The organism is Aquabacter sp. L1I39, assembly GCF_017742835.1.
In the GTDB taxonomy this organism is placed as follows: domain Bacteria; phylum Pseudomonadota; class Alphaproteobacteria; order Rhizobiales; family Xanthobacteraceae; genus L1I39.
Map to the genome: position 1 here is coordinate 3055979 of NZ_CP072392.1, position 24246 is coordinate 3080224.

The 24246-nt window shown below is 67.6% G+C and carries 23 protein-coding genes; 13 read left to right on the top strand and 10 right to left on the bottom strand.

Annotated features, from left to right (window positions below; genetic code table 11):
- Position 1 precedes the first annotated feature (1 nt).
- From thiS to J5J86_RS13620, 3 genes are read left to right on the top strand one after another with little or no spacing between them, the layout of a single operon-like run.
- Entirely contained in the window at positions 2–223 is a 222-nt protein-coding gene (gene thiS, locus J5J86_RS13610; protein ID WP_209098821.1) for a sulfur carrier protein ThiS, read from the top strand.
- A 21-nt stretch (positions 224–244) separates the two neighbouring features.
- Positions 245–1024 (top strand): thiazole synthase, encoded by a 780-nt coding sequence (thiG, locus tag J5J86_RS13615; RefSeq protein ID WP_209098823.1) that lies wholly within the window; start codon positions 245–247, stop codon positions 1022–1024.
- Between the two features lie 3 nt (positions 1025–1027).
- The gene (locus tag J5J86_RS13620; RefSeq protein ID WP_209098824.1) at positions 1028–1672 is read left to right on the top strand and encodes a thiamine phosphate synthase; all 645 of its coding nucleotides are present in this window, start codon (positions 1028–1030) and stop codon (positions 1670–1672) included.
- A gap of 6 nt (positions 1673–1678) precedes the next feature.
- Here the strand turns inward: J5J86_RS13620 and J5J86_RS13625 are convergent, their stop codons facing one another.
- From J5J86_RS13625 to J5J86_RS13635, 3 genes are all read right to left on the bottom strand, one after another.
- On the bottom strand, positions 1679–3361 hold the full coding sequence (locus tag J5J86_RS13625; RefSeq protein ID WP_209098826.1) for a thiamine pyrophosphate-binding protein: 1683 nt from the start codon (positions 3359–3361) through the stop codon (positions 1679–1681).
- A 78-nt stretch (positions 3362–3439) separates the two neighbouring features.
- Positions 3440–4627, bottom strand: a complete 1188-nt coding sequence (locus J5J86_RS13630; protein WP_209098828.1) for a CaiB/BaiF CoA transferase family protein — start codon at positions 4625–4627, stop codon at positions 3440–3442.
- Positions 4628–4698: 71 nt separating this feature from the next.
- On the bottom strand, positions 4699–5898 hold the full coding sequence (locus tag J5J86_RS13635; protein WP_209098830.1) for an acyl-CoA dehydrogenase: 1200 nt from the start codon (positions 5896–5898) through the stop codon (positions 4699–4701).
- Between the two features lie 116 nt (positions 5899–6014).
- Here J5J86_RS13635 and J5J86_RS13640 point away from each other — a divergent pair, with 116 nt between their 5' ends.
- The 3 genes from J5J86_RS13640 (at position 6015) to eutC (ending at position 8969) form a co-directional block, all read left to right on the top strand.
- A complete protein-coding gene (locus tag J5J86_RS13640) occupies positions 6015–6680 on the top strand; it encodes a TetR/AcrR family transcriptional regulator (protein ID WP_247657596.1) in 666 nt (221 codons plus the stop codon).
- A gap of 124 nt (positions 6681–6804) precedes the next feature.
- Positions 6805–8193 carry an ethanolamine ammonia-lyase subunit EutB gene (locus J5J86_RS13645; RefSeq protein ID WP_209098834.1) on the top strand — a complete coding sequence of 463 codons (1389 nt, stop codon included), beginning with the start codon at positions 6805–6807 and terminating at the stop codon, positions 8191–8193.
- Positions 8190–8969 (top strand): ethanolamine ammonia-lyase subunit EutC, encoded by a 780-nt coding sequence (gene eutC, locus J5J86_RS13650; RefSeq protein WP_209098836.1) that lies wholly within the window; start codon positions 8190–8192, stop codon positions 8967–8969. Before J5J86_RS13645 ends, eutC begins: the two co-directional genes overlap by 4 nt.
- A 14-nt stretch (positions 8970–8983) precedes the next feature.
- Here eutC and J5J86_RS13655 read toward each other — a convergent pair whose 3' ends face one another.
- Entirely contained in the window at positions 8984–9364 is a 381-nt protein-coding gene (locus J5J86_RS13655) for a hypothetical protein (protein WP_209098838.1), read from the bottom strand.
- 219 nt (positions 9365–9583) lie between these two features.
- Between J5J86_RS13655 and J5J86_RS13660 the strand changes: the two genes are divergently transcribed.
- Positions 9584–9976, top strand: coding sequence for a hypothetical protein (locus tag J5J86_RS13660; RefSeq protein ID WP_209098840.1), 393 nt, complete (start codon positions 9584–9586; stop codon positions 9974–9976).
- Between the two features lie 15 nt (positions 9977–9991).
- Here J5J86_RS13660 and J5J86_RS13665 read toward each other — a convergent pair whose 3' ends face one another.
- On the bottom strand, positions 9992–10873 hold the full coding sequence (locus J5J86_RS13665; RefSeq protein WP_209098842.1) for an EamA family transporter: 882 nt from the start codon (positions 10871–10873) through the stop codon (positions 9992–9994).
- Between the two features lie 145 nt (positions 10874–11018).
- A complete protein-coding gene (locus J5J86_RS13670; protein WP_209098844.1) occupies positions 11019–11939 on the bottom strand; it encodes a LysR family transcriptional regulator in 921 nt (306 codons plus the stop codon).
- A 201-nt stretch (positions 11940–12140) separates the two neighbouring features.
- Here J5J86_RS13670 and J5J86_RS13675 point away from each other — a divergent pair, with 201 nt between their 5' ends.
- The 6 genes from J5J86_RS13675 (at position 12141) to J5J86_RS13700 (ending at position 17239) form a co-directional block, all read left to right on the top strand.
- On the top strand, positions 12141–12818 hold the full coding sequence (locus J5J86_RS13675) for an orotate phosphoribosyltransferase (protein WP_209098846.1): 678 nt from the start codon (positions 12141–12143) through the stop codon (positions 12816–12818).
- Positions 12815–14065, top strand: a complete 1251-nt coding sequence (locus J5J86_RS13680; protein ID WP_209098848.1) for a hydantoinase/carbamoylase family amidase — start codon at positions 12815–12817, stop codon at positions 14063–14065. Before J5J86_RS13675 ends, J5J86_RS13680 begins: the two co-directional genes overlap by 4 nt.
- A 127-nt stretch (positions 14066–14192) precedes the next feature.
- On the top strand, positions 14193–14984 hold the full coding sequence (locus tag J5J86_RS13685) for a transporter substrate-binding domain-containing protein (protein WP_209098850.1): 792 nt from the start codon (positions 14193–14195) through the stop codon (positions 14982–14984).
- A 143-nt stretch (positions 14985–15127) separates the two neighbouring features.
- Positions 15128–15790 (top strand): amino acid ABC transporter permease, encoded by a 663-nt coding sequence (locus tag J5J86_RS13690; RefSeq protein ID WP_209098852.1) that lies wholly within the window; start codon positions 15128–15130, stop codon positions 15788–15790.
- Between the two features lie 11 nt (positions 15791–15801).
- Entirely contained in the window at positions 15802–16455 is a 654-nt protein-coding gene (locus J5J86_RS13695) for an amino acid ABC transporter permease (protein ID WP_209098854.1), read from the top strand.
- Positions 16439–17239, top strand: a complete 801-nt coding sequence (locus J5J86_RS13700; protein WP_274706637.1) for an amino acid ABC transporter ATP-binding protein — start codon at positions 16439–16441, stop codon at positions 17237–17239. Before J5J86_RS13695 ends, J5J86_RS13700 begins: the two co-directional genes overlap by 17 nt.
- Before the next feature lie 115 nt (positions 17240–17354).
- Here the strand turns inward: J5J86_RS13700 and J5J86_RS13705 are convergent, their stop codons facing one another.
- The 4 genes from J5J86_RS13705 to J5J86_RS13720 all read right to left on the bottom strand — a co-directional run bounded on the left by J5J86_RS13705 (position 17355) and on the right by J5J86_RS13720 (position 24209).
- Positions 17355–17615: a hypothetical protein gene (locus J5J86_RS13705; RefSeq protein WP_209098856.1), complete on the bottom strand. Its 261-nt coding sequence runs from the start codon at positions 17613–17615 to the stop codon at positions 17355–17357.
- Between the two features lie 327 nt (positions 17616–17942).
- Positions 17943–20801 carry an NHLP bacteriocin export ABC transporter permease/ATPase subunit gene (locus J5J86_RS13710; protein WP_209098858.1) on the bottom strand — a complete coding sequence of 953 codons (2859 nt, stop codon included), beginning with the start codon at positions 20799–20801 and terminating at the stop codon, positions 17943–17945.
- A complete protein-coding gene (locus tag J5J86_RS13715; protein WP_209098860.1) occupies positions 20791–22965 on the bottom strand; it encodes an NHLP family bacteriocin export ABC transporter peptidase/permease/ATPase subunit in 2175 nt (724 codons plus the stop codon). The genes J5J86_RS13710 and J5J86_RS13715 overlap by 11 nt, the downstream gene beginning before the upstream one ends.
- Complete coding sequence (locus J5J86_RS13720) at positions 22962–24209, bottom strand: NHLP bacteriocin system secretion protein (RefSeq protein ID WP_209098862.1); 1248 nt, start codon at positions 24207–24209, stop codon at positions 22962–22964. The genes J5J86_RS13715 and J5J86_RS13720 overlap by 4 nt, the downstream gene beginning before the upstream one ends.
- Positions 24210–24246: the final 37 nt, after the last annotated feature.

Genomic DNA, 24246 nt, shown 5'->3' on the forward strand with positions numbered 1-24246 from the left:
CATGCCTGCGACGAACCCCATCAGCCTGAAGATCAACGGCGCGGCCGAGGCCCTGCCGGTGGACACCGTCTCCGCCCTCCTCGACGCCAAGGGCGTCGACCCGGCCCGCAAGGGCATCGCGGTAGCGGTGAACGGCTCCGTTGTGCCTCGTGCCCGCTGGGCCGCCCACCCGCTCGCCACCGGCGACGCGGTCGAGATCATCCAGGCCAAGCAGGGTGGCTGAGCGCTACCCGGGATAAAAAATATGAGCACCCTGTCCGATCCCCTCGTCATTGCCGACCGCACCTTCACCTCGCGCCTGTTCCTGGGCACGGCGGGCTATCCCAACCAGAAGGTGTTCCTGGACGCGCTCGCCGCCTCGGGCTCCGAGATGGCCACCGCCTCCATCCGGCGCATGAGCCTTGCCGGCTATGAGGAAAGCCTCACGGACCTCCTCACCGGCCGCGTCCATATCCTGCCCAACACCGCCGGCTGCCAGACCGCGAAGGACGCGGTGCTGACCGCCGAGCTTGCGCGCGAGGCGCTGGAGACCAATTGGGTCAAGCTGGAGGTGATCGGCGACCGGGAGCTGCTCTATCCCAATGTGGAAGAGCTGCTGAAAGCCACCGAGCAATTGGTCCAGTCGGGCTTCGTGGTCCTGCCTTATTGCAATGACGATCCGGTCACCTGCCAGAAGCTGGCGGACCTGGGCGCCGCCACCGTCATGCCCTTGGGCTCCATGATCGGCACCGGCCTTGGCATCGCCAACCCGCACATGATCGAACTCATCTGCGCCCGCTCGCCGGTGCCGGTGGTGCTGGATGCGGGCATCGGCACCGCCTCGGATGCCGCGCAGGCCATGGAGCTGGGCTGCTCCGCCGTGCTCCTGAACACGGCGGTGTCCAAGGCCCATGATCCCGTGCGCATGGCCGCCGCCTTCCGCCACGCGGTGGAGGGCGGGCGCCTCGCCCGGCTGTCGGGGCGCATCCCCAAGAAGACCCACGCGGAAGCCTCCAGCCCCGAATTCGGCCTGGTGGGTTCCTGATCCATGGCGCCTGCTCGCCTGCCCGATCCGCCGGTGCTGCTCATCACCGACCGGAGCCAGGCGCGGGCGCCGCTGGGTGAGGTCGTGGCCGCCGCTTGCGCCGGCGGCGTGCGGTGGATCAGCCTGCGGGAAAAGGACTTGGGCGAGGCCGAGCAGAAGGATCTGCTCGCCGACCTGAAGAAGACCGCCGCGCCCTTCGGCGCCCGCGTGCTGCTGCACGGTTCGGCTGAACTGGCGATGGCGGCGGGGGCGGATGGTGTCCATCTGCCGGCGAACGGCGATGCAGCCGCGGCCCGGGCGCTGCTGGGGCCGGAGGCGCTCATCGGCCAGTCCGTGCACGGGCCGGACGAAGCGGCGCGGGCCGTGCCCGGCATGGTCGATTATGTGGTGGCGGGGCCGGCCTTCCTGACGCAGTCGAAGCCCGGCTATGGCCCGGCTTTGGAGCCGGCGGGCCTCGCCCGGCTGGCGGGGCTCTGCAAGGTGCCGTTGCTGGCGCTGGGCGGGATCGAACCGTCCAACGTGGCGGTGTGCCGGTCAGCGGGCGTCGCCGGCATCGCGGTGATGGGCGGCGTCATGCGGGCTTCGCGACCGGACGAGGAGGCGCGCCGCCTCCTCGCCGCCTGGGCGGGCGCAGCGCCCGCCGGGTAATACGTCTCAGCCCTTGGCCGCCAAAGCCTGCTCGCGAATGGCGGTCAGGCTGCGGGCGGGGGTGATGGCCTCGGGATCGAGCCGGCAATGCAGGATGGCCGGCAGGCCGCTCTCCTGCGCCCGCTTGAAGGCGGGGGCGAAGTCCTCGGTGCGCTCCACCAGTTCGCCATGGCCGCCAAAGGCGCGGGCATAGGCCACGAAGTCGGGATTGACGAGGCGGGTGGCCGAGACGCGGCCGGGATATTCCCGCTCCTGGTGCATGCGGATGGTGCCGAACATGCCATTGTCCAGCACCACCACAATGAGCGGAATGCCATATTGGACGGCGGTGGCGAATTCCTGCCCGTTCATCAGGAAGCAGCCGTCACCGGCAAAGGCCACCACGGTGCGCTCCGGGAAATGCCGCTTGGCCATCACCGCCGCCGGCACGCCATAGCCCATGGAGCCGGAGGTGGGCGCCAACTGCGCCGCACCGGAGCGGAAGCGATAGAAGCGGTGGATCCAGGTGGCGTAATTGCCGGCGCCATTGCAGATGATGGTGTCCGCCGGCAGCGTGTCGCGCAGCCACACCATGGCCTCGCCATATTGGAACGGGCCGGGCAGAGCGGGCGCCTTGTCGGTCCAGGCCAGATACTCGGCGCGGGCGACCTGCGTCTGCGCTTCCCACGGGCCTGGCAGAGCGGGGGCGAGGCGCTCCAGGGCCCGCACGAAGCTCGCCGGCGTCGCCTCGATGGCGAGTTCCGGCTGGTAGACACGGCCCAGTTCCTCGGCACCGGGATGCACATGGACGAGCCGCTGGCCGGGCACGGGAATGTCGATCAGCGTGTAGGAGGAGGAGGGCATCTCCGACATGCGGGCGCCCACCAGCACCAGCAGGTCGGCGCTCTTCACCCGCTCGGCGAGCTTGGGGTTGGGCGAGATGCCCACATCGCCCACATAGCAGGGATGCTCGGCGGGGAAGAGATCGGCGCGGCGGAAGGAGGTGGTCACCGGCAGGCCACGGGCCGCCGCGAAGGCGGCGAAGGCGGCCTTGGCCTCGGGCGTCCAGCGGGTGCCGCCGAGGATGAAGAGCGGGCGCTGCGCATGGGCCAGCATCTGCTCGAAGCGGGCCATGTCGGCGGGCTCGGGCGCGGGGGCGACGGGTTCCACATAGGGCGCGTCCACCACGGCCGCCATGTCGGTGAGCACATCCTCCGGCAGGGCGATGACCACCGGGCCGGGGCGACCCTGCATGGAGATGCGGAAGGCACGGGCCACCAGTTCGGGAATGCGGGCGGCATCCTCGATCTCCACCACCCACTTGGCGATGGAGCCGAACACGGCGCGATAGTCCAGCTCCTGGAACGCTTCGCGCTCCTTCATGCCGCGCTCCACCTGGCCCACGAACAGGATGAGTGGGGTGGAATCCTGGGCGGCGATGTGGAGGCCGGGGCTGGCATTGGTGGCGCCTGGGCCGCGGGTGACGAAGCAGATGCCGGGCCGGCCGGTGAGCTTGCCATAGGCTTCCGCCATCATGGCCGCGCCGCCCTCATTGCGGCAGACCATGACATCGATGGACGCATCATGCAGCGCGTCCAGCACCGCCAGATAGCTCTCGCCGGGCACGCAGGTGATGTGCTCGACGCCCTGGGCGAGAAGCTGGTCTACGATCAATTGGCCGCCGGTACGGGGGGCGGGCTGGCTGGTCATGGGCAACTCCCTGTTCGGCGCCGGGCGCCGCCTGGAACTTATGGCAAGGGGCCGGCCAAGGGTGGCCGGCCGGGAACATCACGACTTGGAGGGCTCCTTGGAGGGCTCCGCCAGCGCGGCGAGCACTTCGTCCGTATGGGCGCCGAGGCGCGGGCTGGCGGTGGGGGCCACCATGCGCGTGCCGTCGAGGACGATGGGGCTCGCCACCGCCGGAACCGTGCCGCCACCGGCCTCCGCCAGCGCCGCCTGGAGGCCGCGATGGATCACCTGGGGATCGTCGAAGACCTGGGCGACGGTGTTGATGGGACCGCCGGGCACGCCGACCTTCTCCAGCTTCGCCAGAAGGTCGTCGCGGGCAAAGGTCGCCGTGAGGCGGGCAAGATGGGCGGTCAGGTCGGCCCGGTTGGCGACCCGGTCGGCATTGGTGAGGTAGCGCGGGTCGATGGCCAGCTCCGGCGCGCCGAGTACCGTGCAGAAGCGGGCATATTGTCCGTCATTGCCCACCGCCACGATCAGATGGCCATCGGCGGCGGGGAAGACCTGGTAGGGCACGATGTTGGGATGGGCATTGCCCATGCGCCGCGGCGCCTTGCCGGAGGCGAGATAGTTCATGGCCTGGTTGGCCAGCACGCTCACCTGGGTGTCCAGCAGCGCCATGTCCACATGGCCGCCGACGCCCGTGGCCTCGCGGCGGCGCAAGGCGGCGAGGATGCCGATGGTGGCATAAAGGCCGGTGAAGATGTCGGCGAAGGCGACGCCCACCTTCTGCGGCTCGCCGTCGGGCGCGCCGGTCAGGTCCATGATGCCGCCCATGCCCTGCACCAGGAAGTCATAGCCGGCCCGGGGGGCATAGGGGCCGTCCTGGCCGAAGCCGGTGATGGAGCAATAGACGAGGCGCGGATTGACCGCCTTCAGGCTCTCATAGTCGAGCCCATACTTCTTGAGACCGCCCAGCTTGAAATTCTCGATCACCACGTCCGAGCGGGCGGCAAGCGCGCGGATGGCGGCTTGGCCTTCCGGGGTGTCGAAATCGAGCGCCACCGACTTCTTGCCCCGGTTGGTGGCATGGAAATAGGCCGCGCCCAGTCCCTCACCATCGGCGCCGGTGAGGAAGGGAGGGCCCCAGCTGCGGGTGTCATCACCGGCGCCCGGCCGCTCCACCTTCACCACCTCGGCCCCAAGATCCGCCAGCGCCTGGCCCGCCCAGGGACCGGCGAGGATTCGGGCGAGTTCCAGCACGCGGATGCCGGCGAGGGGGAGCGTCATGATCGGGTCTCGATGAGGGCGGGACTGGTCGGAAAGCCCCTCCGGCGCCGGTGCGCCGGAGGGGGAGAGGCTCAGAAGAAGGCCTGGATGCCGGTGATGGCGCGGCCGATGATGAGGGCGTGGATGTCGTGGGTGCCCTCATAGGTGTTGACGGTCTCCAGGTTCACCGCATGGCGGATCACATGGAATTCGGCGGAGATGCCGTTGCCCCCATGCATGTCGCGGGCGACGCGGGCGATGTCCAGCGCCTTACCGCAATTGTTGCGCTTGATGTAGGAGATGGTCTCCGGCGAGAGGCGACCCTCGTCGAACAGGCGCCCGGCGCGCAGGCAGGCCTGGAGGCCGAAGGCAATGTCGGTGGACATGTCCGCCAGCTTCTTCTGCACCAGCTGCGTCGCGGCGAGCGGCTTGCCGAACTGCTTGCGATCCAGCGTGTATTGGCGAGCGGCGGCAAGGCAGGCTTCCGCCGCGCCCATGGCGCCCCAGCCGATGCCGTAGCGGGCGCGGTTGAGGCAGCCGAACGGACCCTTCAGACCGGCCACGTTGGGCAGCAGGTTCTCCTCCGGAATCTCGGCGCCCTCCAGCACGATCTCGCCGGTGACGGAGGCGCGCAGCGAGAGCTTCTTCTCGATCTTGGGGGTTGAGAAGCCCTTGGTTCCCCGCTCCACGATGAAGCCACGAATGGCATCCCCATGGGCGGCGGACTTGGCCCACACCACGGCGAGGTCGGCGATGGGGGAATTGGTGATCCACATCTTGCCGCCGGTGAGGCGGTAGCCACCGTCGATCTTCTCGGCACGGGTGCGCATGCCGGCGGGGTCGGAGCCGGCGTCTGGCTCGGTCAGGCCGAAGCAGCCCACCCATTCGCCGGTGGCGAGCTTGGGCAGGTACTTCTTGCGCTGGGCTTCGTCGCCATAGGCATAGATGGGATGCATGACGAGGGAGGACTGCACGCTCATGGCCGAGCGATAGCCGCTGTCCACCCGCTCCACCTCGCGGGCGGCGAGGCCGTAGGACACATAGCCGAGGCCGGCACCGCCATAGGTCTCCGGGATGGTCGGGCCGAGCAGGCCCAGTTCGCCCATCTCGTTCATGATCTCGCGGTCGAAGCGCTCGTCCAGGAAGGCGGAGGTGACGCGGGGGAGCAGCTTCTCCTGGGAATAGTTGCGCGCCGTGTCGCGGACGAGCCGCTCCTCTTCGGTGAGCTGCCCGTCGAGGTCGAAGGGATCGGCCCAGTCGAAGGCGGCCTTGGTGGCGGTGTCGGCGGACATGGTGGGTCTCCTCGGCTTCCCGGCTCTCCCGGTGGGGAGGCTTTACATTCCGACCAGTCGGAATATAATTCAGGTGCGTTGTCAAGACGGGCGGAGCGAACGTGCGGAAAAAAGTGGTGGCCCGCGCGGATGACGCGCAGAGCGAAGCGGTGGCCCTGCCGGCGGAAGCGGCCCGCGCGGACCGGCGCCTTGGGCGTCCCCCGCTGCTGACCGATCCGCGTGCCGAGATCCTCCAGCAGGCCGCCCGGCTGTTCGCCGCGCAAGGCTATGCGGAGAGTTCGCTTGCCCAGGTGGCGGCGGCCATGAACTATTCCAAGGGCGCCATCTACAATTACTTCGCCTCCAAGCAGGAGATCTATGACGCCATCATCGTGGCGACCTTGAGGGGGCTCCACGAGGCCGGGCTCGCCGCCGCCGAGGCCGAGGCGCCGCCGCCCGAGCGGCTGAAGCGCTTCATGATCGCCCATGCCTGCTACCTGGCCGAGAATTCAGACGCGTTCCTCACCATGCTGGTGGGCTTCTCCGGCATGTCGGACGCCCAGCGTGCGGATGCCCTGCGGCTGCGCGATGCCCATGAGGGCGTGCTGCGCGCCATCATCGCGTCGGGCGTGGCGGACGGCTCGTTCCGGGGCGTCGAGCCGGCCGTTGTCGGCCGTGCCGTCCTCTCCATGCTGAGTTGGATGGCCCGCTGGTTCCGGGCGGATGGCGAAAAGAGCGCGCAGGACGTGGCGCTCGATTATTATGATCTGATCGTGCGCGGCCTGCGGCCTGCGGAGGCCTGAATTCCCCATTGGCGCTCGGCAAAGGGCGTCGCGGAAGGGCCATGGCGCGGTGGCGTGCACTTTTCTCTTGAGGAACGCGAATTTCCCGAGCGTAATCGGTGCCTCCGTTCCCGTGAGGTGCCGCATGTCCTTCACCCACCGCGTCGGTCCCAAGAGCTACGTCTTCGCTGATCTGAAGGACCTGATGGCCAAGGCCACGCCGCCCCGGTCCGGCGACATGCTGGCGGGCATCGCGGCGGCAAGTGCGGAAGAGAATGTGGCAGCCAAGATGTGCCTCGCCGAGGTGCCGCTGAAGGCCTTCCTCTCGGAAGCGCTCATTCCTTATGAGTCGGACGAGGTGACGCGGCTCATCCTGGATGCCCATGACGGGGCGGCCTTCGCGCCCGTCTCGACCTTGACCGTCGGCGACTTCCGCGACTTCCTCCTGTCGGAGGCTGCCACCCCGGCGGTGCTGGCGGCGCTGGCGGCCGGCCTGACGCCGGAAATGGTGGCGGCGGTATCCAAGATCATGCGCAACCAGGACCTGATCCTGGTCGCCCGCAAGTGCCGGGTGGTGACGCGCTTCCGCAATACCATCGGTCTACCCGGCACCATGGCGGTGCGCCTTCAGCCCAATCATCCCACGGATGACCTGGCGGGCGTGTCGGCCACCATCCTGGACGGCCTGCTCTATGGCTGCGGGGATGCGGTGATCGGCATCAACCCGGCGTCCGACAGCCTGCCGGTGATCGACAAGCTGCTGCGGCTCATGGACCAGGTGATTACGCGGTTCGACATTCCGACCCAGAGCTGTGTCCTCACCCATGTCACCACCTCCATCGAGCTGATGAACCGGGGCGCGCCGGTGGATCTGGTGTTCCAGTCCATCGCCGGGACGGAGGCCGCGAACCGCTCCTTCGGGGTCGATCTGGCGGTGCTGAAGGAAGGCCATGAGGCGGCCAAGTCCCTCAAGCGCGGGACGCTCGGCCAGAACGCCATGTATTTCGAGACGGGGCAGGGCTCGGCCCTCTCGGCCAATGCCCATCACGGCGTGGACCAGCAGACCTGCGAGGCGCGGGCCTATGCGGTGGCCCGGGTGTTCGAGCCGCTGCTGGTGAACACGGTCGTCGGCTTCATCGGCCCCGAATATCTTTATGACGGCAAGCAGATCATCCGCGCCGGCTTGGAGGATCATTTCTGCGGCAAGCTGCTCGGTGTGCCGCTCGGCTGCGATGTCTGCTACACCAACCATGCCGAGGCCGACCAGGACGACATGGATACGCTGCTCACGCTTCTGGCAGCGGCGGGCATCACCTACATTATGGGCATTCCGGGTGCGGATGACGTGATGCTGAATTACCAGTCCACCTCGTTCCACGACGCTCTCTATGTGCGCGAGGTGTTCGGGCTGAAGCGGGCGCCGGAATTCGAGGCGTGGCTGGAGCGCATGGGGATTACGGGCGCGGATGGAAAGCTCCTGCCGGCCAGCGGCAGCCATCCGCTGGTGGGCTTCGTGGCGGAGCGCGCGGCATGATCGACCGGGACCCCTGGCTCGCCTTCGCCCGCCACACGCCGGCCCGCATCGCGCTGGGGCGCACCGGTGCCAGCTTGCCTACCCACGAAGTACTGCGCTTCGCCCTCGCCCATGCCCAGGCCCGCGATGCGGTGCACACGCCGTTCGACGCTGTGGGGGTCACCTCGGCCATTGAGGGCCTCGGACTTCCCGTCATCGCGGCCTTGAGTGCCGCGCCGGCCCGCGATGTCTATCTGCGACGCCCGGATCTTGGCCGACGCCTGTCGCAGGAAAGCCGCGAGCAGCTCGCTGAGGCTGGAAAATCGGGCGGGTCCGTGGACCTCGCGCTCGTGGTGGCCGATGGCCTGTCCTCGGCGGCGGTGCATGCGCAGGCGGTGCCGTTCCTCGCCGCCCTGAAGCCCTGGATCGCGGCCGAGGGCTGGCGCCTGGCGCCCGTCGTGGTCGCCCGGCAGGCGCGCGTGGCGCTGGGGGACGAGGCAGGGGCGCTCCTGAAGGCGCGGGCAGTGGTAGTGCTGGTGGGCGAGCGGCCGGGTCTGTCCTCGCCGGACAGCCTCGGCCTCTATCTGACCTTCGATCCGAAGGCGGGCCGCTCGGACGCGGAGCGCAACTGCATCTCCAACGTGCGGGAGGTGGGCCTCCCCCACGCGGCGGCGGCCTTCAAGCTGGCCTGGCTCATCAAGGAAGCCTTCCGCCGTGGCCTCACGGGCGTGGACCTCAAGGATGAGAGCGACCTGCTGCTCTCGGATGGCCGCCCGCCGGCCCGGTTGCCGGGCTGACGGGCGCTTATGCCTCACACGGGCTCGACGGACACCACGCGATAGGTGTGCATCTGCTCGTCCTCGCGGATGGACACATATTCGCCGACCGTGAAGCGCTCATCGCCGAAACGGTATCCGGCCTCGTCGTCGTCCGTGCCGCTCACATCGTAATGGAAGGCCCAGCTGCCGCCTGGCCGGCGGACCAGATGGCCGATCTCGTCCGCCTCGCTCGGGCGGAAGCGCACCACGCGGCAGGCGTCCCGGTGCTTGGTCCAGAGCGTGGGCTCGATGCGCCCGCTCTCATCGAGTGGTGCCACGAAGGAATAGCCGAAGTCGCGGGCGCCCTGGGGATGGTCCTTCTCGCGGGCAAGCTCCAGGCGGATCTCGCGGAAATCGTCGGGCAACTGGCTCATGGCGCTGTTTCTCCTCGGCTCTGGCCCATTCGGGCTGCGGATCCACCCATCGGCGCGTCCTTGGGCGGCGTGGCATCGGTGCGCCGCGCTTGTGTCTCGCGCGCCATTCCGACCATGCCGGAGATGGACCGCAAGAGAAAGCGGGGCCTTGATCTGTCGCAATGACGAAATGGGGATGTGTTTATGATATGTTAAGATCTTAAGTCAGGGAGATCGACCATGAGTGACTCTCCGCTGTTCCAGCCCTTTACCGGCTGGGGGACGGGCAGCATGCCTCAGATGCCTTTCAAGCTGCCCGATGCTACCGCTGGCGCCGCTTGGCCCATGACCTTCGCGCGGACCTATTGGGTGGACCTGCCCATGGCCCTCGCCACCCATTGGCAGCGCTTCGTCGCCGGCCAGGTGCAGGAACAGGGGCGCCTGTTCGCGGAACTGTCCAAGGTGGAAAATCCCGGCGTCGCCTTTTCCAAGGAAATGGCCTTCCTCCAGCAGTCCACCCTCGCGGTGGGGGCCGAAATGATGGAACTGGCGGAGCTGTGCCAGGAGAAGCTGCTCAACCCAGCTCATGCGGACACGCCCGCCGAGGCACCGACCCTCCAGCAGGCGGCCTGACCTTCCGCCCGGCCGTCATGCGGGGGCGGCCGGCGGAGCGCGGTTGCGGGCCGACAGGCTTGAGCCGATGGAGGCCGCCATCACGCAGGCGATGGCGATCCATTGGCTGAGGCTCAGCCGCTCGCCCAGGATGAGAAAGCCCGAGAGGGCGGCGCAGGCGGGCTCGCCGCTCATCAGGATCGAAAAGGTCTGGGCCGGCAGGCGCTTCAGGGCCATCATTTCCAACGAATAGGGGATGGCGCTGGATAGAAGCGCGATGCCCACTGCGATGGGCAAAATGTGCGGCGTCAGCAGCGCCGCGCCCGATTGGGCGATCCCCACCGGAAGCACCACGCAACAGGCGATCACCATGCCGATGGCGGTCGCGGTGCCGGCGGGAACCACAGCGCTCGTGCGCTGGCCGAAGACGATATAGAGCCCCCAGCAGGCCCCCGCGAGGATGGCCAGCACGACGCCCAGTGCATCCAATGGGTCGGCGCCTCCATGAATGGGCAGCAGGATGGCCACCCCAACGACCGCCAGCGCCACATAGAGCCAGTCCGACGGCTTGCGCGAATTCAGCACCGCCACCGTGAGCGGGCCGAGGAACTCCAGCGCCACCGCGATGCCAATCGGGATGCGAGCGATGGCGAGGTAATAAAACAGGTTCATGAAGCCCAAGGTCGCCCCGTAGAGCAGAAGCGGGCGCCAGGCGTTGCCCTTTGGCAGCGCGCGCCAGGGGCGGAAGACCGCCAGCAGGATGAGGCTGGCGAACAGGATGCGCAGGGCCGAAGCTCCGGCGGCACCCACCAAGGGAAAGATCAGCTTGCCGAGGGCAGCGCCGATCTGCATGCAGCACATGGCCACAAATACGGCCAGAAGCGCAAGCCAGACGCCGCGCTGGGTGGAGGCAGGCATAAGACGACTCGAAAGACGGGCGTGTCGGCCCGAGGGGAAGGCCCGCGGAGAATGACGCGGTCGGCGCGGGACGCAAGCCCTTGAATCTTTGGCGGTGTCATCAAAGAGGATAAATGCGTCCAGCTGCGCGCCCAAGACGGCCTGTTCAGGCCGAGGCCGTGGCAAGTGCATCCGCAAGGCGCCGGGCCGGGGCGGGAAGGCGGACGAAATCCACCGCATAGAGGTTCAGGGTGCGCGACGCCCATGGGTCGGTGAGGGGAATGGCGGCAAGGCCGGTCTTGCCCAGCGCCTGGAAGGCCCCGCTCGCCATGACGCCAATGCCCATGCCGCACTCGATCATCCGGCACATGGCGGACAGGCTGTTCACTTCCACCCTCTGGCGCAGCGCGCGGCGCGCCTCCCGTGCCTCGCGATTGAGGTTGATCTGGACCGTGCTCGAACCGCGCATGCCCACCTGCTCGAAGTCGAGCGTTTCCGCAAAGGCGACATCCGGTCGGTCGGCGAGGGGATGGTCGAGACGGGTGACCAGCACGAGCCGCTCTGCGCGATAGGGTCGGGAGGGAAGGTGGACGGCCGTCTCGCTTTCCCCGCAGATGCCGAGATCGGCCTCGCCCGCCAGAACCGCCCGTGCCACTTCCTGGCTGCTGCTCTGGTGAAGAGCGATGCGGATCTCGGGGTGGTCCGCAGCAAAGGCGGCGAGGTCCGCTGGCAGAAATTGCTCCACCGCCGAGGCACTGGCCGCGAGCCTCACCCGGCCGCGCACGCCCTGAGAAAACTCGCCCAACGCGATGCGCAGCCGTTCCACCTCCACCAATATGTCGACGCCGTGCTCCAGCACCTGCGCCCCAAGATCGGTGGGGCGCACCCCACGGGCATGGCGCACCAGAAGCGGGCCTCCCAGCAGGCGCTCCAGTTCGCAGATGCGTCGGCTGAGGGCAGAGGCCGCGATATTCCCCCGCGCAGCAGCCCGGGCGATGCTTCCCGTCTCGCAGACGAGAACGAAGAGGTCGAGGGTGCCGAGATCGATCTGCCTCAAAAATGTGCGAGAAGGGGCGAGAGTGGGCATTTTGTGTGCAATCATGCGCTGCTGAGGCAGAGGTGGGCGGCGGGATCCGTTCGGCCTCCCTCGACGCAAAGTGTAGGCCGGGCCGGAGCGACGGCGCGGTGGCATCGCAAAATGCGATGGCTCGGAAACGGATTTTGAACTTCTCGGCGGCGCGGACGCCCCCATAGGTTGCGGCCCCCTCCTTGCCGTGATCCTCCTGCCATGTCCGAGCGCTCGCTTTCCTCTTCCGCCGCGCGTGTCGCGTCCATCCTGGTCGGGATCGGCGCAGTGCGGATCACCACCGGGCAACCCTTTGTCTACACGTCGGGCTGGGCAAGCCCGGTCTATGTGGACACCCGCCTCATCATGTCGGACGTAGGTTTGCGGACCGAAATCATGGATCTTGCGGCCGCTGCCATGGCGCCCGTGGTGGCGGACCATGGGGTGAATGCCCTCGTCGGCGCCGAAAGCTCGGGCATCGCCTTTGCCGCCTGGATTGCCGAGCGCCTGGCCTTGCCGCTGCTGTATCTGCGCAAGCGCCCCATGGGCTGGGGCCAGACGGCGCGCCTGGAGGGCCGCCTGCCGCCGCATGCGCGCCTGATCTATGTGGACGACGTGACCACCGACGGCCGCTCCAAGCTCGCCGCCGCAAAGACCTTGCGCCAGGGCGATGCGGTGGTGGACGACGTTCTGGTCATCCTGGACTACGCCATCTATCCGCGCACGGCGGGTCTGGCCGATGCGGAGGCGCCGCGCATCCATGCGCTGACCCACTGGCCGGACCTCCTCGCCGCCCTGCGCGCCGAGGGGGCGTTGAGCCCTGAGGCGGAGCGGACGCTTGCCGCCTTCGATGCGGATCCGGTTCGCTGGTCATTGGAAAATGGCGGGGTGGGCGCATGAGCGACCGCGCACAATTGGCCGCGGATCTCTTCGAGGAGATCCGTGCCCTCTCCGACGACGGTATCGGCGTCACCCGCGAGGCCTTCGGTCCGGGTGAGGAATTGGCCATGCAGGCGGTGGAGCGGTGGGCGGGCACGTTCGGCTTCACCGCTGCTCGCGACCGCTTCCAGAACTTGTGGCTGCGCCTGCCGGAAGACAATCGGGCTGACCCCCCGGTGGTGGTGGGCTCGCATCTGGATTCCGTGCCCCAGGGCGGCAATTTCGATGGCTTGGCCGGTGTGATCGCTGGCCTGCTTGTGCTGAAGGATCTCAAGGGCCGGGCGCGGCAGGCCCCGCCGGTGCGGGTGCTGGCACTGCGGGGCGAGGAAAGCGCCTGGTACGGCAAGGCCTATACCGGCTCACTCGCCTTGACCGGGCAACTCCCCGCCGGTGCTCTCGCCTTGCGCCACCGAAGCGGCACGGGAACACTGGGCGAGGCCATGGCGCGCAGCGGCGTGGACGTGGATGCGGTCGCGCGCGGCGAGGCGCTGGTGGGGCCCCGCGACGTGGCGGCCTGGCTGGAACTCCATATCGAGCAAGGGCCAGTGATGATCGCCCGGCAATGGCCGGCGGCGGTGGTGACGGGCATTCGCGGAAATATCCGCCACACCACGGTCACCTGCCGGGGCGAAGCGGGGCATTCGGGCGCCGTGCCGCGGTGGCTGCGCAAGGATGCGGTGCTGGCGGTGGCCGACCTGCTCTCCCGGCTCGATGAACACTGGCGTGTTCTGCTCCAGATGGGCATGGACCTGGTGATGACGGTGGGCATTCTGGGCACCGCGCCTCAGTCTCATGCGGTCTCGGTGATCCCGGGGGAAGCGCGCTTCAGCTTCGAGGTGCGCAGCCAGGACAAGGACACGCTGGAGCGCTTCTACGACCTGATGCTCCAGGAATGCCAGGCTGTTGGGCAGGCGCGGGGCGTCACCTTCTCCTTCGATGACCGGCTCGTCTCCGCGCCGGCCACCATGGACAGCACCTGGATCGAGCGCATCGAGGCTGCCGGGCGCGCCATCGGGCAGCCGGTGGAGCGCATTCCCAGTGGGGCCGGGCACGACGCTGCCGTCTTCGCCAATGCGGGCATTCCCGCCGCCATGGTCTTCGTGCGCAACGCGAATGGCTCGCACAATCCCGCCGAAGCCATGGAGATTGGCGACTTCCTGGCCGGCGTCGACCTGCTCCGCGCCGCGATTGTCGAGAGGCCGGTCTAGGGCCGTTTCCATAGGTCAGTTGCATTTTACGCGTCACCGCTCCGAATTGGCCCATGGATTGCTTCTGGCTCAGCCAGCAACCATGGGTGCCGAACCCATTAACGGTGCAGAAGGGGTCCATTCCGTCATGCTGTCGAAGCGCAGTTTCCTCGTCGCCCTCAGCCTTTCCTTCGCCACGCTCGCCGCCGGGAGCGCCATGGCGCAGAGCCAGCTGGACGACATCATGAAGGCCAAGGTGTTGAAGATCGGCGTGCCCACCGATTACCCGCCCTACGGCTTCGTGGGTCCGGACCTGCAGCCCATGGGCCTCGACATCGACGTGGCCAAGCTGATCGGTGAGAAGATGGGCGTGAAGGCGGAACTGGTGCCGGTGGTCAGCGCCAACCGCATTCCCTATCTCCAGACCAAGAAGGTGGACCTTGTCGTCTCCACCCTCGGCCGCAACGAAGAGCGGATGAAGATCATCGACTTCTCGGTGGCCTATGCGCCTTTCTATCAGGGCGTGTTCGCGCTGAAGACCACCAACATCAAGAGCTTCGATGATCTCGCCGGCAAGACCGTCGCGGTCACCCGCGGTGCGATGGAAGACGAGATGCTGGCCAAGGTGGCGCCGCCCACCACCAATGTGAAGCGCTTCGAGGACCAGGCCGCCACCACCGCCGCCTTTGCCGCCGGACAGACGGATGTGATCGCCACCAGCGTCTCCAATATCGGGGTGCTGGCCCAGAAGAACCCCAGCCTGGGCGTTGAATACAAGCTCCTGCTGCGTGACAGCCCCTGCTTCGTGGGCATCGCCAAGGGTGAGGACGCCCTGCGGGCCAAGGTGAACGAGATCCTGCTGGCCGCCAAGGCCGACGGAACGCTGGAGAAGCTCTCCCAAAAGTGGCTGAAGCGCGGGACGGGGGACCTGCCGCTCTGAGCCATCCCTGAGGCTGGGCCGGGTCGAGGGATCCGGCCCAGCCTGGGTGCGTCGCCTTTCCCCGTGAACGGGGCGGATGGCCGGCAGTGAGCCGATCCGATCCGTGCGGCGCCTGACCTTCTTCCGCCTTCCGGATCCGCCCCATGCGCGTCGCACTCGATTTCTGGCCCCTTTTTGCCCAATGGCACTTGCTCCTGGTGGGCGCGGCCTGGACGCTGGGCCTGACCGCCATTGCCACCATTCTTGGCTCGGTGATCGGGGTCGCCTGCGCCTGGGCGCGCGCCAAGGGGCCGCGGCCGCTTGCACTGGTCACCGCCGCTTATGTGGAGGTGATCCGCAACACCCCCTTCATCGTGCAGCTCTTCTTCATCTTCTTCGGCCTGCCGGCGGCGGGCGTGAAGCTGACCCCGCTCACAGCCTCCATCCTGGCCATGACCATCAATCTGGGGGCCTATGCCACCGAGATCATCCGCGCCGGAATCATCTCGACGCCGCGCGGCCAGATCGAAGCGGGCGAGAGCCTGGCGCTGAGCCGGGTGCAGGTTTTCACCCATGTGATCCTGCCGCCCGCCTTGAAGCGGGTGTGGCCCGCGCTGGTGAGCCAGATCATCATCGTCATGCTGGGCTCGGCGGTGTGCGGGCAGATTTCCATGGAGGAACTGAGCCACGCCGCCAACCTGATCCAGAGCCGCAATTTCCGGGCCTTCGAGGCTTATATCGTGGCGACCGTGATCTATCTCGGCCTCGCCATCGCCGTGCGCCGCCTGCTCAACTGGGTCGGCCCGCGTTTCGTATTCGGACGCTAAAGGAGGCGCGGATGGTCGACTTCACCTTCTGGGACATCCTGCGCAACCTGCTGCTTGCGGCCCGCTGGACGGTGGCGCTCTCCCTCATCGCCTTTGTCGGTGGCGGTCTTGTGGGCCTGGCGCTTCTGGTCCTGCGCCTGACCAAGAACAAGGTCGCCGATCGGGTGATCGGCGCCTATGTGCAGCTCTTCCAGGGCACGCCGCTGCTGATGCAGCTGTTCCTGCTTTATTTCGGCATCGCGCTGTTCGGCATCGATACCTCACCTTGGGTGGCGGCGTCGGTTGCGCTCACCCTCTACACGTCCGCCTATCTTACCGAAATCTGGCGCGGTTGCGTGGAGGCGATCCCCAAGGGCCAGTGGGAAGCATCGTCCTCCCTTGCTCTCTCCTTCGGCCAGCAATTGGGCCATATCATCCTGCCGCAGGCGCTGAAAATCGCCGTGCCGCCGACGGTCGGCTTCCTGGTGCAGGTCATCAAGGGTACCGCGCTCGCCTCGGTCATCGGGTTCGTGGAACTGACCAAGGCCGGCGGCATGATCGCCAACGTCACCTATCAGCCCTTGCTGGTCTATGGCTGCGTGGCGGCGATCTACTTCCTCCTGTGCTTCCCCATCAGCCTTTATGCCGGTTCGCTCGAAAGGAAACTCCATGTCGGCCGCCACTGAGCCGTCGCAGGCGGGCACTGTCCTCGTCGCCCCGCACACGCAGGTGGGCGCGCCCATCGTGCGCATCACGGCGCTGCGCAAATCCTATGGCGACCACGAGGTGCTGAAGGGCATCGACCTCGACGTGAAGCGCGGCGAGGTGGTGGCCATCATCGGCAAGTCCGGCTCCGGCAAGAGCACGCTCCTGCGCTGCATCAACGGCCTGGAGGAGTTTCAGGAGGGCTCGCTCATCGTGGACGGCAAGCCGCTGCTGCACGACAGCGCGCTGGCCATGCGCGAGCTGCGCCAGCGCGTGGGCATGATCTTCCAGAGCTTCAACCTGTTCCCGCACCTCTCCGTGGGGCGTAACGTGATGCTGGCGCCCCGCCTTGTGAAGAAGCGCAAGGGCGAGGAGAACGAGGCCCGTGCCCGGCAATTGCTGGCGCGCGTCGGCCTTGCCGAAAAGTTCGACGCCATGCCCGAGCAGCTCTCCGGCGGCCAACAGCAGCGTGTCGCTATCGCCCGGGCGCTTGCCATGGATCCAGCAGTCATGCTGTGCGACGAGATCACCAGTGCGCTCGATCCCGAACTGGTGGGCGAGGTGCTGCGGGTGGTCGAGAGCCTGGCCGACGAGGGCATGACGCTGCTCATGGTGACCCATGAGATGAACTTCGCCCGCAAGGTGGCGGATCGCGTCATCTTCATGCACCAGGGCCGCGTCCATGAGGCCGGCCCGCCCGCGGAGCTGTTCGGCGCGCCCCAGACGGCGGAGCTGAAGCAGTTCCTCTCCTCCATCCACGATTGAGGCGCGGCCCTTTGCTCCGGAGGATAACGTCAGACGGCCCGGAGAGCCCCTGCGAAGGGGGGCGTCCGAGCCGTCATGTCTTCAAGCATGTGGCCTGCGTATTGGAGGGCTGCCCTCAGCGGGTGCCCTTCAGGAATTCCTTTCCGTCGGCGCCCATGCCCCAATAGTTGGTGCGGCCGTCGGCTAGGCGTTCCGGCCTCACGGAGCCGGAGGTGGTGGTGCGCGCGCCGTCCGCGTCCACTTCCCAGCGGTTATAGACCGGGCGGCCGGAGGCGCCGACGCCCCAGCTGCCGCCGGAGGACACCGCAGTCCCGCCGCTGACGGGCAGGAGTTCGTCGTCAGACAGCATCTGGTTCTCGTTCGGCTGGTTGGACATTTGCTTCTCTCCTCTTGCGTGTCTCTTGATTGCCGCAGCACAGTTCTTGAAATTCGGTGCCGCCCGATGACGTTCAGGACCTGGCTTTCCCTCTTCGCTGTGCAGGATGAAATGGCAAAAAACCTGTTTCGGTGAGATGCCGTGCCGTGCCCTCGGGCGGCGGGCGTTCCCGCCTTTTGTGGATCGGATAGATCCCGTGTTCAATCCTCAACACATATACCTTGGTCGTGGATCGGCGTGAATGTTCAAATTATGAATATTCGTGTCTCAAATAAGGTATTTTTGAAAGAATATGTAGCAATAACCATGAGCTTGGCTCCTGGTGTGTCACGAGATGTGACGGCGCGCCAATTCCGTGAAAACCCCGTCCCGCTCCATCAATTCCTCATACGTCCCTTCCTCCACAACCCGCCCAGCCTCCAGCACATAGATGCGGTCGGCGGCCATGATGGTGGACAGGCGATGGGCGACCACGATGCGGGTCGCCTTGAGATCGGAAAGCCGGTCGGTGACGATCTGCTGGCTGCGATTGTCGAGCGCGCTGGTGGCCTCGTCGAACAGGAGCAGATTGGGTCGGCGCACCACCGCCCGCGCGATCAGGAGCCGCTGGCGCTGCCCGCCGGAGAGCAGGGTCCCGTTCTCGCCCGCGAAGGTATGCATCCGCATGGGCATCTGGAGGATGTCCTCGTCGAGCCCCGCCAGGTGCGCCGCCGCCCAAGCATCGCTCTCGGTGAGCGGTGCGCCGCCGAGAATATTATCGAGAATGGAGCCGGTGGCGGCATGGCCATTCTGCAGCACTACGCCCATCTGCCGGCGCACCGCACGCAGGTCAATGGAGGCAGCGTCCTGGTGATCGAAGAAGATGGCGCCGCTTGACGGCTTGTCGAAGCCCAGCAACAGCCGCAGCACGGAGGACTTGCCGGCGCCCGAGGGGCCGACAATGGCGATGAACTCGCCAGGCCGCGCGCGCAGGCTGACGCCGTCCAGCACCAGCGGACCGTCCGCGTCATAGCGAAAGGTGACATTGTGGAATTCCACCTCGCCCCGCAGCACGCCGAAGCCGTTCGGCCGCCCGCCATCCTCCGGCGTGGTGCGCAGCAAGGGGGCCGCCCGTTCGTACAAGGTGCCGAGGGTCAGCAAGGCGGGAACCACGCCAGTGAGCGAGAGCGCGGCCGAGAGAAACTGGCCGAACGCGGCATTGAACGCGACGAACTGCGCGATGCCGATGTCCGTCAACCCAAAACCGACTGCGCCAATGAGAACGCCTGTCGAGAGCACGCCGAGAACGGCGCCCACCGTTTCGACGGCGACGGACAGGCGGTGCTTGCGGAAGTCGAGGCTCCTGCGATCGAGGAAAAGGCTCGCCCAGCGGCCGAAGGCACGGGATTCGGCGCCCGCCACCCGCAGCTTGCCGATGGCGGTGAGGATCTGCAGCGAGAGCGCCTGAAGGCGGCCGTCGGTGGCGAGCGCCTGCCGGTTCATGGAGATCATGAGAAGGCTGGAAACAATGGTGACCGCCACCTGCAGCCCCACGAGCACGGCGGAGATGGCGGCCAGCTTCCAGCTGTAATAAATGAGCAGGCACAGGCTCGTCACCGAGAAGACTGCGGACAGCAAGGTGTTGAGCACCGCGCCACCGATCGTGTCCCGCATCTGGTTGATGGCCGCCGCGCGCAATGCCAGGTCGCCGGCGGTGTAGCTGCGGAAGAAGGTCGCCGGCAGGCGCAACAGGCGGTCCCAGATCGCGCCTTCCAGGTCCGCATTCACCAGGGTGGTCATGCGCAGCAACAGGAAGCCGCGCACCAGCTCGAACACCGTCATGCCCACGCCCAGCGCTGCGAGGCCGCCCACCAATTGCAGCAATTGGGGCACGGAGCTCGACGGGATGACCGTGTCGAACAGGATCTCGGTGCCGATGGGGGTGACGAGCCCCAGGAGGCCGGCAAACAGGGCCACCATCAGCACCGGAAGGGCAAGCGGACCTGCCAAGGGGAGGGCAAAGCGCAGCATGGCTTTGCCGTCCACCGGGCCGTCGGGCAATGGACGCTGGATGGCATAGGCAATATCGGACAGGTGCTCTGTCCTGCCGGCCCATGGCGTTCCGTCCGCTTCATAGATGTCGTAGCCGCTGCGCCAGCCGGATCTTGCGATGGCGGCAAGGGGGCGGGCCTGGCTTTGCGTGAAGAGGATCAGGCTCTGGCCGCCGCGCTGCCAGCCGTCACTCAGCCGCAAGGGCCGCACCCTCAGCCGCGACGCCAGTGCCAGGGCGGCGAGGCGGTCTTCTGGTGTGTCGGCTTCCGTCGCCGTGGCGGCAGATAGGGCGTCGGCAGACACCTCCACCGCATTGGCTTGCGCCACCTGGAGGAAGGCTTCTGTCAGGGCATCGGCATCGCCGTCGCTTGCTGGCGCCCGCTTCCCGCCCAGCGCCGCAAAGGGCCGCGCAGCCGCCGCCCGGTCGCGGGCGGGGGCGGTGCGCACCCGTTCTGCGGCACGGTTCGCCGCCGCCACAAGACTTGCCGCAATGGCTCCCGAGACCCGGGCGAGATGGGCACCGAAGGCTATGGCGAGTTGGCCTTCCCGCGCCAGCGCCCGGCTGTCGCGGCAGATGACGTCGGCGGGGTCCTGAACCGCATGCATGGCGCCGGGGGAGGCGGCGGACAGAGGCGCCGGCGGCGCTCCCGCCTGGAGCAGGTGCGCGGGATCAAGATCGGGTGACACATCGCCCTGCATGACCTCGATCCAGAGCAGGCCCTTCTGTGGCCGCACCGACGTGTTCGGCGGCAGGCTCTCGGTCTCTTCCGCGATGGAAACGACGCGGCCGGCCTCCGGCTCCGCGAAGGCCCGCGCCATGCGTTCGATGAACGCCTCCATGCGCGCCATGGCGGCCGGGTCGCCAGCATCAAGGCGCCCTAGGAAGGCCGGCATGTCCAGCGAGCGAATGGCCGTCTCCGGCGCCAGGGCGAAGCCGGAAACGTCCATGGCCGGGTGCGGCGGGAGGGCGAAGATGATTTCGCCCGCAGGGAAAGTCTCGGCCAGCCGCCGGCTGCCCGCCCGACCCGGGGCGGATGCGTAGAGGCCGAGCATGCCCTCGACCACCTCATAGGCGGCGACGCCCAGCCGGACTGGGTCGTCGCCGAGCCGCCGGACGGCACCCGTATCGAGGGGGGAAAGACGATCAGCCGGCACGGATCAGCTCCGCATAGGCGCCATCGGCTGCCCACAATTGGGCGTGGGTGCCGCGCTCGATCACCTGCCCCTGGTCGAGCACCAGGATCTCGTCGCAATCGCGGATGGCGCTGAGGCGGTGGGTGACGAGAATGAGCGAGCAGCCGCGCCGGCGCAGATTCTCCAGGATGCGCGCCTCGGTGCCCGCATCGAGCGCGGAGGTGGCCTCGTCGAACACCAGGATGCTGGGCTGGCGGGTGAGCGCGCGCGCAATCTCCAGGCGCTGGGCCTGGCCGCCGGACCAGTTGGAGGCGCCTTCGCGTACCGGGGCATCATAGCCGCCCGGGCGGGTGGCGATCACGTCGTGAATCTCCGCATCCTTGGCGGCTCGGACCATGTCGGCCTCGGGAACGGAAGGGTCCCAAAGGGTCAGGTTCTGCCGCACGGTGCCATCCATCAGGACGATGTTCTGGTCCACGAAGCCCAGTGAGAAGGACAGCACCGCCGGGGCGATCCGGCGCATGTCCGTGCCATCGAAGCACACCTGGCCGCCCCATGGCTCGGCAAGTCCGACGACCATGCGCGCCAGCGTGGACTTGCCGCTGCCGGAACGCCCGACCAATGCCACCCGGCCGCCGGAGGGAATGGCGAGATTGAAGCCCCGCACCAAGGCGGGCGTCAGCGGATTGTAGCCGAAGGACAAGTCCTTCACCTCCACCGTGCCGGACAGCCGCCCTTCAGGAGGCGGGGGAGCGAAGGAAGCGGCAGGCGTGGTCCAGCGCTCATCCAGCGGGTAGCGCATCACGTCGTTGATGCGCTCCAGGTTGCCCCGCAGCTCTCGCCGCGAGGAGGCGAGGCGCACCAGCGCGGAGACGTGGCCGGAGAAGGTGGACAGGATGCTCTGGAAAGCGGCGAGCGTGCCCACCGTGATGATGCCGTCCATCACCTGAAGGCCGCCGACGCCGAGGATCAGTGCCAGCACCACGGCACCCAGGATGCCAGGCACCATGCCCAGAACGAGGCCCGGCACCTGCATGGCCTGGACCGCATTCATCAGGCGGGTCTGGTGGCTGGCCCAGCGGGCGAAGAAGTCATCTTCCGACGCATTGGCCTTCAGCGTCTCGATAGATTGGATGCCGTTGACCACAACGGAGGAGAGCGCTGCATCCTCCCGCAGGAGGCCGCGCACCGCGTTTTCCTGCCAGCGGGCGACCATCTGCGCGAACACGGCATTCAGCGCCGACATGGCGATGCCGATGGTGGCGAGGAGCGGATCGTAGAGCGTCATCAGCCAGGCATAGAAGAGGGTCGCCAGCCCCGAGACGAACAGGGTGGAGACCTGCCCGCTGATGAGGGTGCAGATCTGCTCGGCCGAGTGCAGCCGCGCCGCCACATCGCCCGTATAGCGCTGGGCGAAGAAGCGCGGCGGCAGGCGCAGGATGTGCCAGGTGAGGTCGGAGCCCACCACGGTGCCGAGCTTCCATTGCAGGCGGGCCAGAAAGTAGCCCTCCAGCCGGCTGAGCACCGCCCGCAAGGCCGCAGCGAAGGCGAGGCCCAGGAGGAGGGGACGCAGCCAGTCCTTCAGATTGTTGAGCAGGATTTCATCGACGAAAATCTTGGTGGCGGCGGGAACGAAGATGCCCGGCAAAAGCGCCGCGATCCCGGCGATGGCGAGGAAGGCGATGGCCGCCTTGGAGTCCGACAACAGGTCGAGGACCGGGCCCCACACGCGGGGCTTCTGCCCGCCCGCCTCGAAGTCGGGGCCCGGCTCCATCACAAGGGCCACCCCGGTGAAGGCCGTGTTGAACTCATCATGGGAGACGGTGCGTGGGCCGCTGGCGGGATCGTTGAGATAGACCTTGTTGCGGCCGATGCCTTCCAGCACGACGAAATGGTTGAATTCCCAGAACAGGATGACGGGCAGCCTCTTGCCCTGGAGCCCGGACGGCTCGAGCCGCCAGCCCTGCGCCACCAGGCCATTGGCGCGGGCGGCCTGGAGGAGGCTCTTGGCATTGCTGCCATTGCGCGACACCCCGCAGGCGACGCGCATGTCCTCCAGCGGCACCCAGCGTCCGTAATGGGCGAGCACCATGGCAAGGCATGCGGCGCCGCACTCCACCGCTTCCATCTGGAGCACGGTGGGGACGGACACGCGGCGCGTCGGCTGGAAGCGCGCTTCACTCATAGGCCAAGCCAGTGGCGGATGGCGGGGATCACCAGGGCGATGGGCCGCCCCGTGCGCACGGTCACCTGGCCCTCCAGCAAGGTGCCGGAGGTGAGCTCGATCTCCTGGCCGCGGGAGGAGGTCCAGTCATAGCTGTCCGGGCCGTCCTTCCCCTTGTCGAGAAGGATCTCCACCTGGAGCGGCGGACCCGCCTTGGTGAATTGGCGGGCGAGGTCGCGATTGCTCAGGCGTTCCGCAAGCGCCGTCTCCGTTTCCGGCACGGGATCCACCTTCACCACCCGGCCGAGAAGGGTGCCGTATTCCTCCTTCTTGGCGATGGTGGGGGAGAGCTGCACCTCCATGCCGGGCCGCACCTGTTTGCCTTGCTCGGCGGGCACATAGAGCAGCGCTTCCAGGCGCTTGTCGCCGGTCTCGATAACCAGGATGCGCTGGCCGGCAGATACCAGAGCATGGCTCGTCACCTCGTCCAGCACCACGGTGCCTGTGACTCGCGAATAGATGGAGGTGGCCAGGTCCTGGGAGAGGCTCACCTGGGTGAGCTGGCCTTCGCTGTCGCGGATCTGGCGATCCAGGGTGTCGAGGTCCTGGGCGTGCTGGGCCCGCAGGGTGATCATCTGGGCGTCTATGGTCAGAATGTCGGCCCGCGCCCGCGAAATGGCTTCCCGGGCCGCGAACAGGCGCTCGCGCACCTCCAGCACCCGGTCGCTGGTCATGAGGCCCTTGGACTGGAGCCCCTCGCGGGCATCCAGCATGGACTGGAGTTCCCGCACGCGGGCCTCGCCCAGGCTGATGGCCTCATTGAGCGCTTCCCGGCGGCGGGCGGCGGCGCGCTCCTCATTGGCGATGCGCGCGTCAAAGCGGGTGATGAGCTCGCTGCGCTGCCGTTTGAGCTGTTCCAGCCGGCTGTCCGCATCGGCCAGGCGTTCCTGGCCCTCGGGGGAGGAGAGGCGGGCGATGAGCTGGCCCTGCTTCACGCTGTCGCCGCGGTCGGAATAACTTTCGAGCCAGCCAGATTTGGGTGCGTAGACTTGGACGAAGGCTCCATTCTCCGGCACCAGTAGTCCGATGCCGGAGACGGTGACGCGGTAGCTCCCGAAGATGGACCACAGCGTGCAGCCGGCGATGAGGGCGAGGGTGGTGGCCAGCGCCACCCAGCCGAGCGGCGATACGACACGCAGATTCTGCCCGAGGCCGCTGGCGCCGGAGAGGCTCTCCAATGCTTCACGCCTGAATAGATCCGACACGTCCGTCTCTCCGGCGGCGCCACTGGAAGGGTCGTGG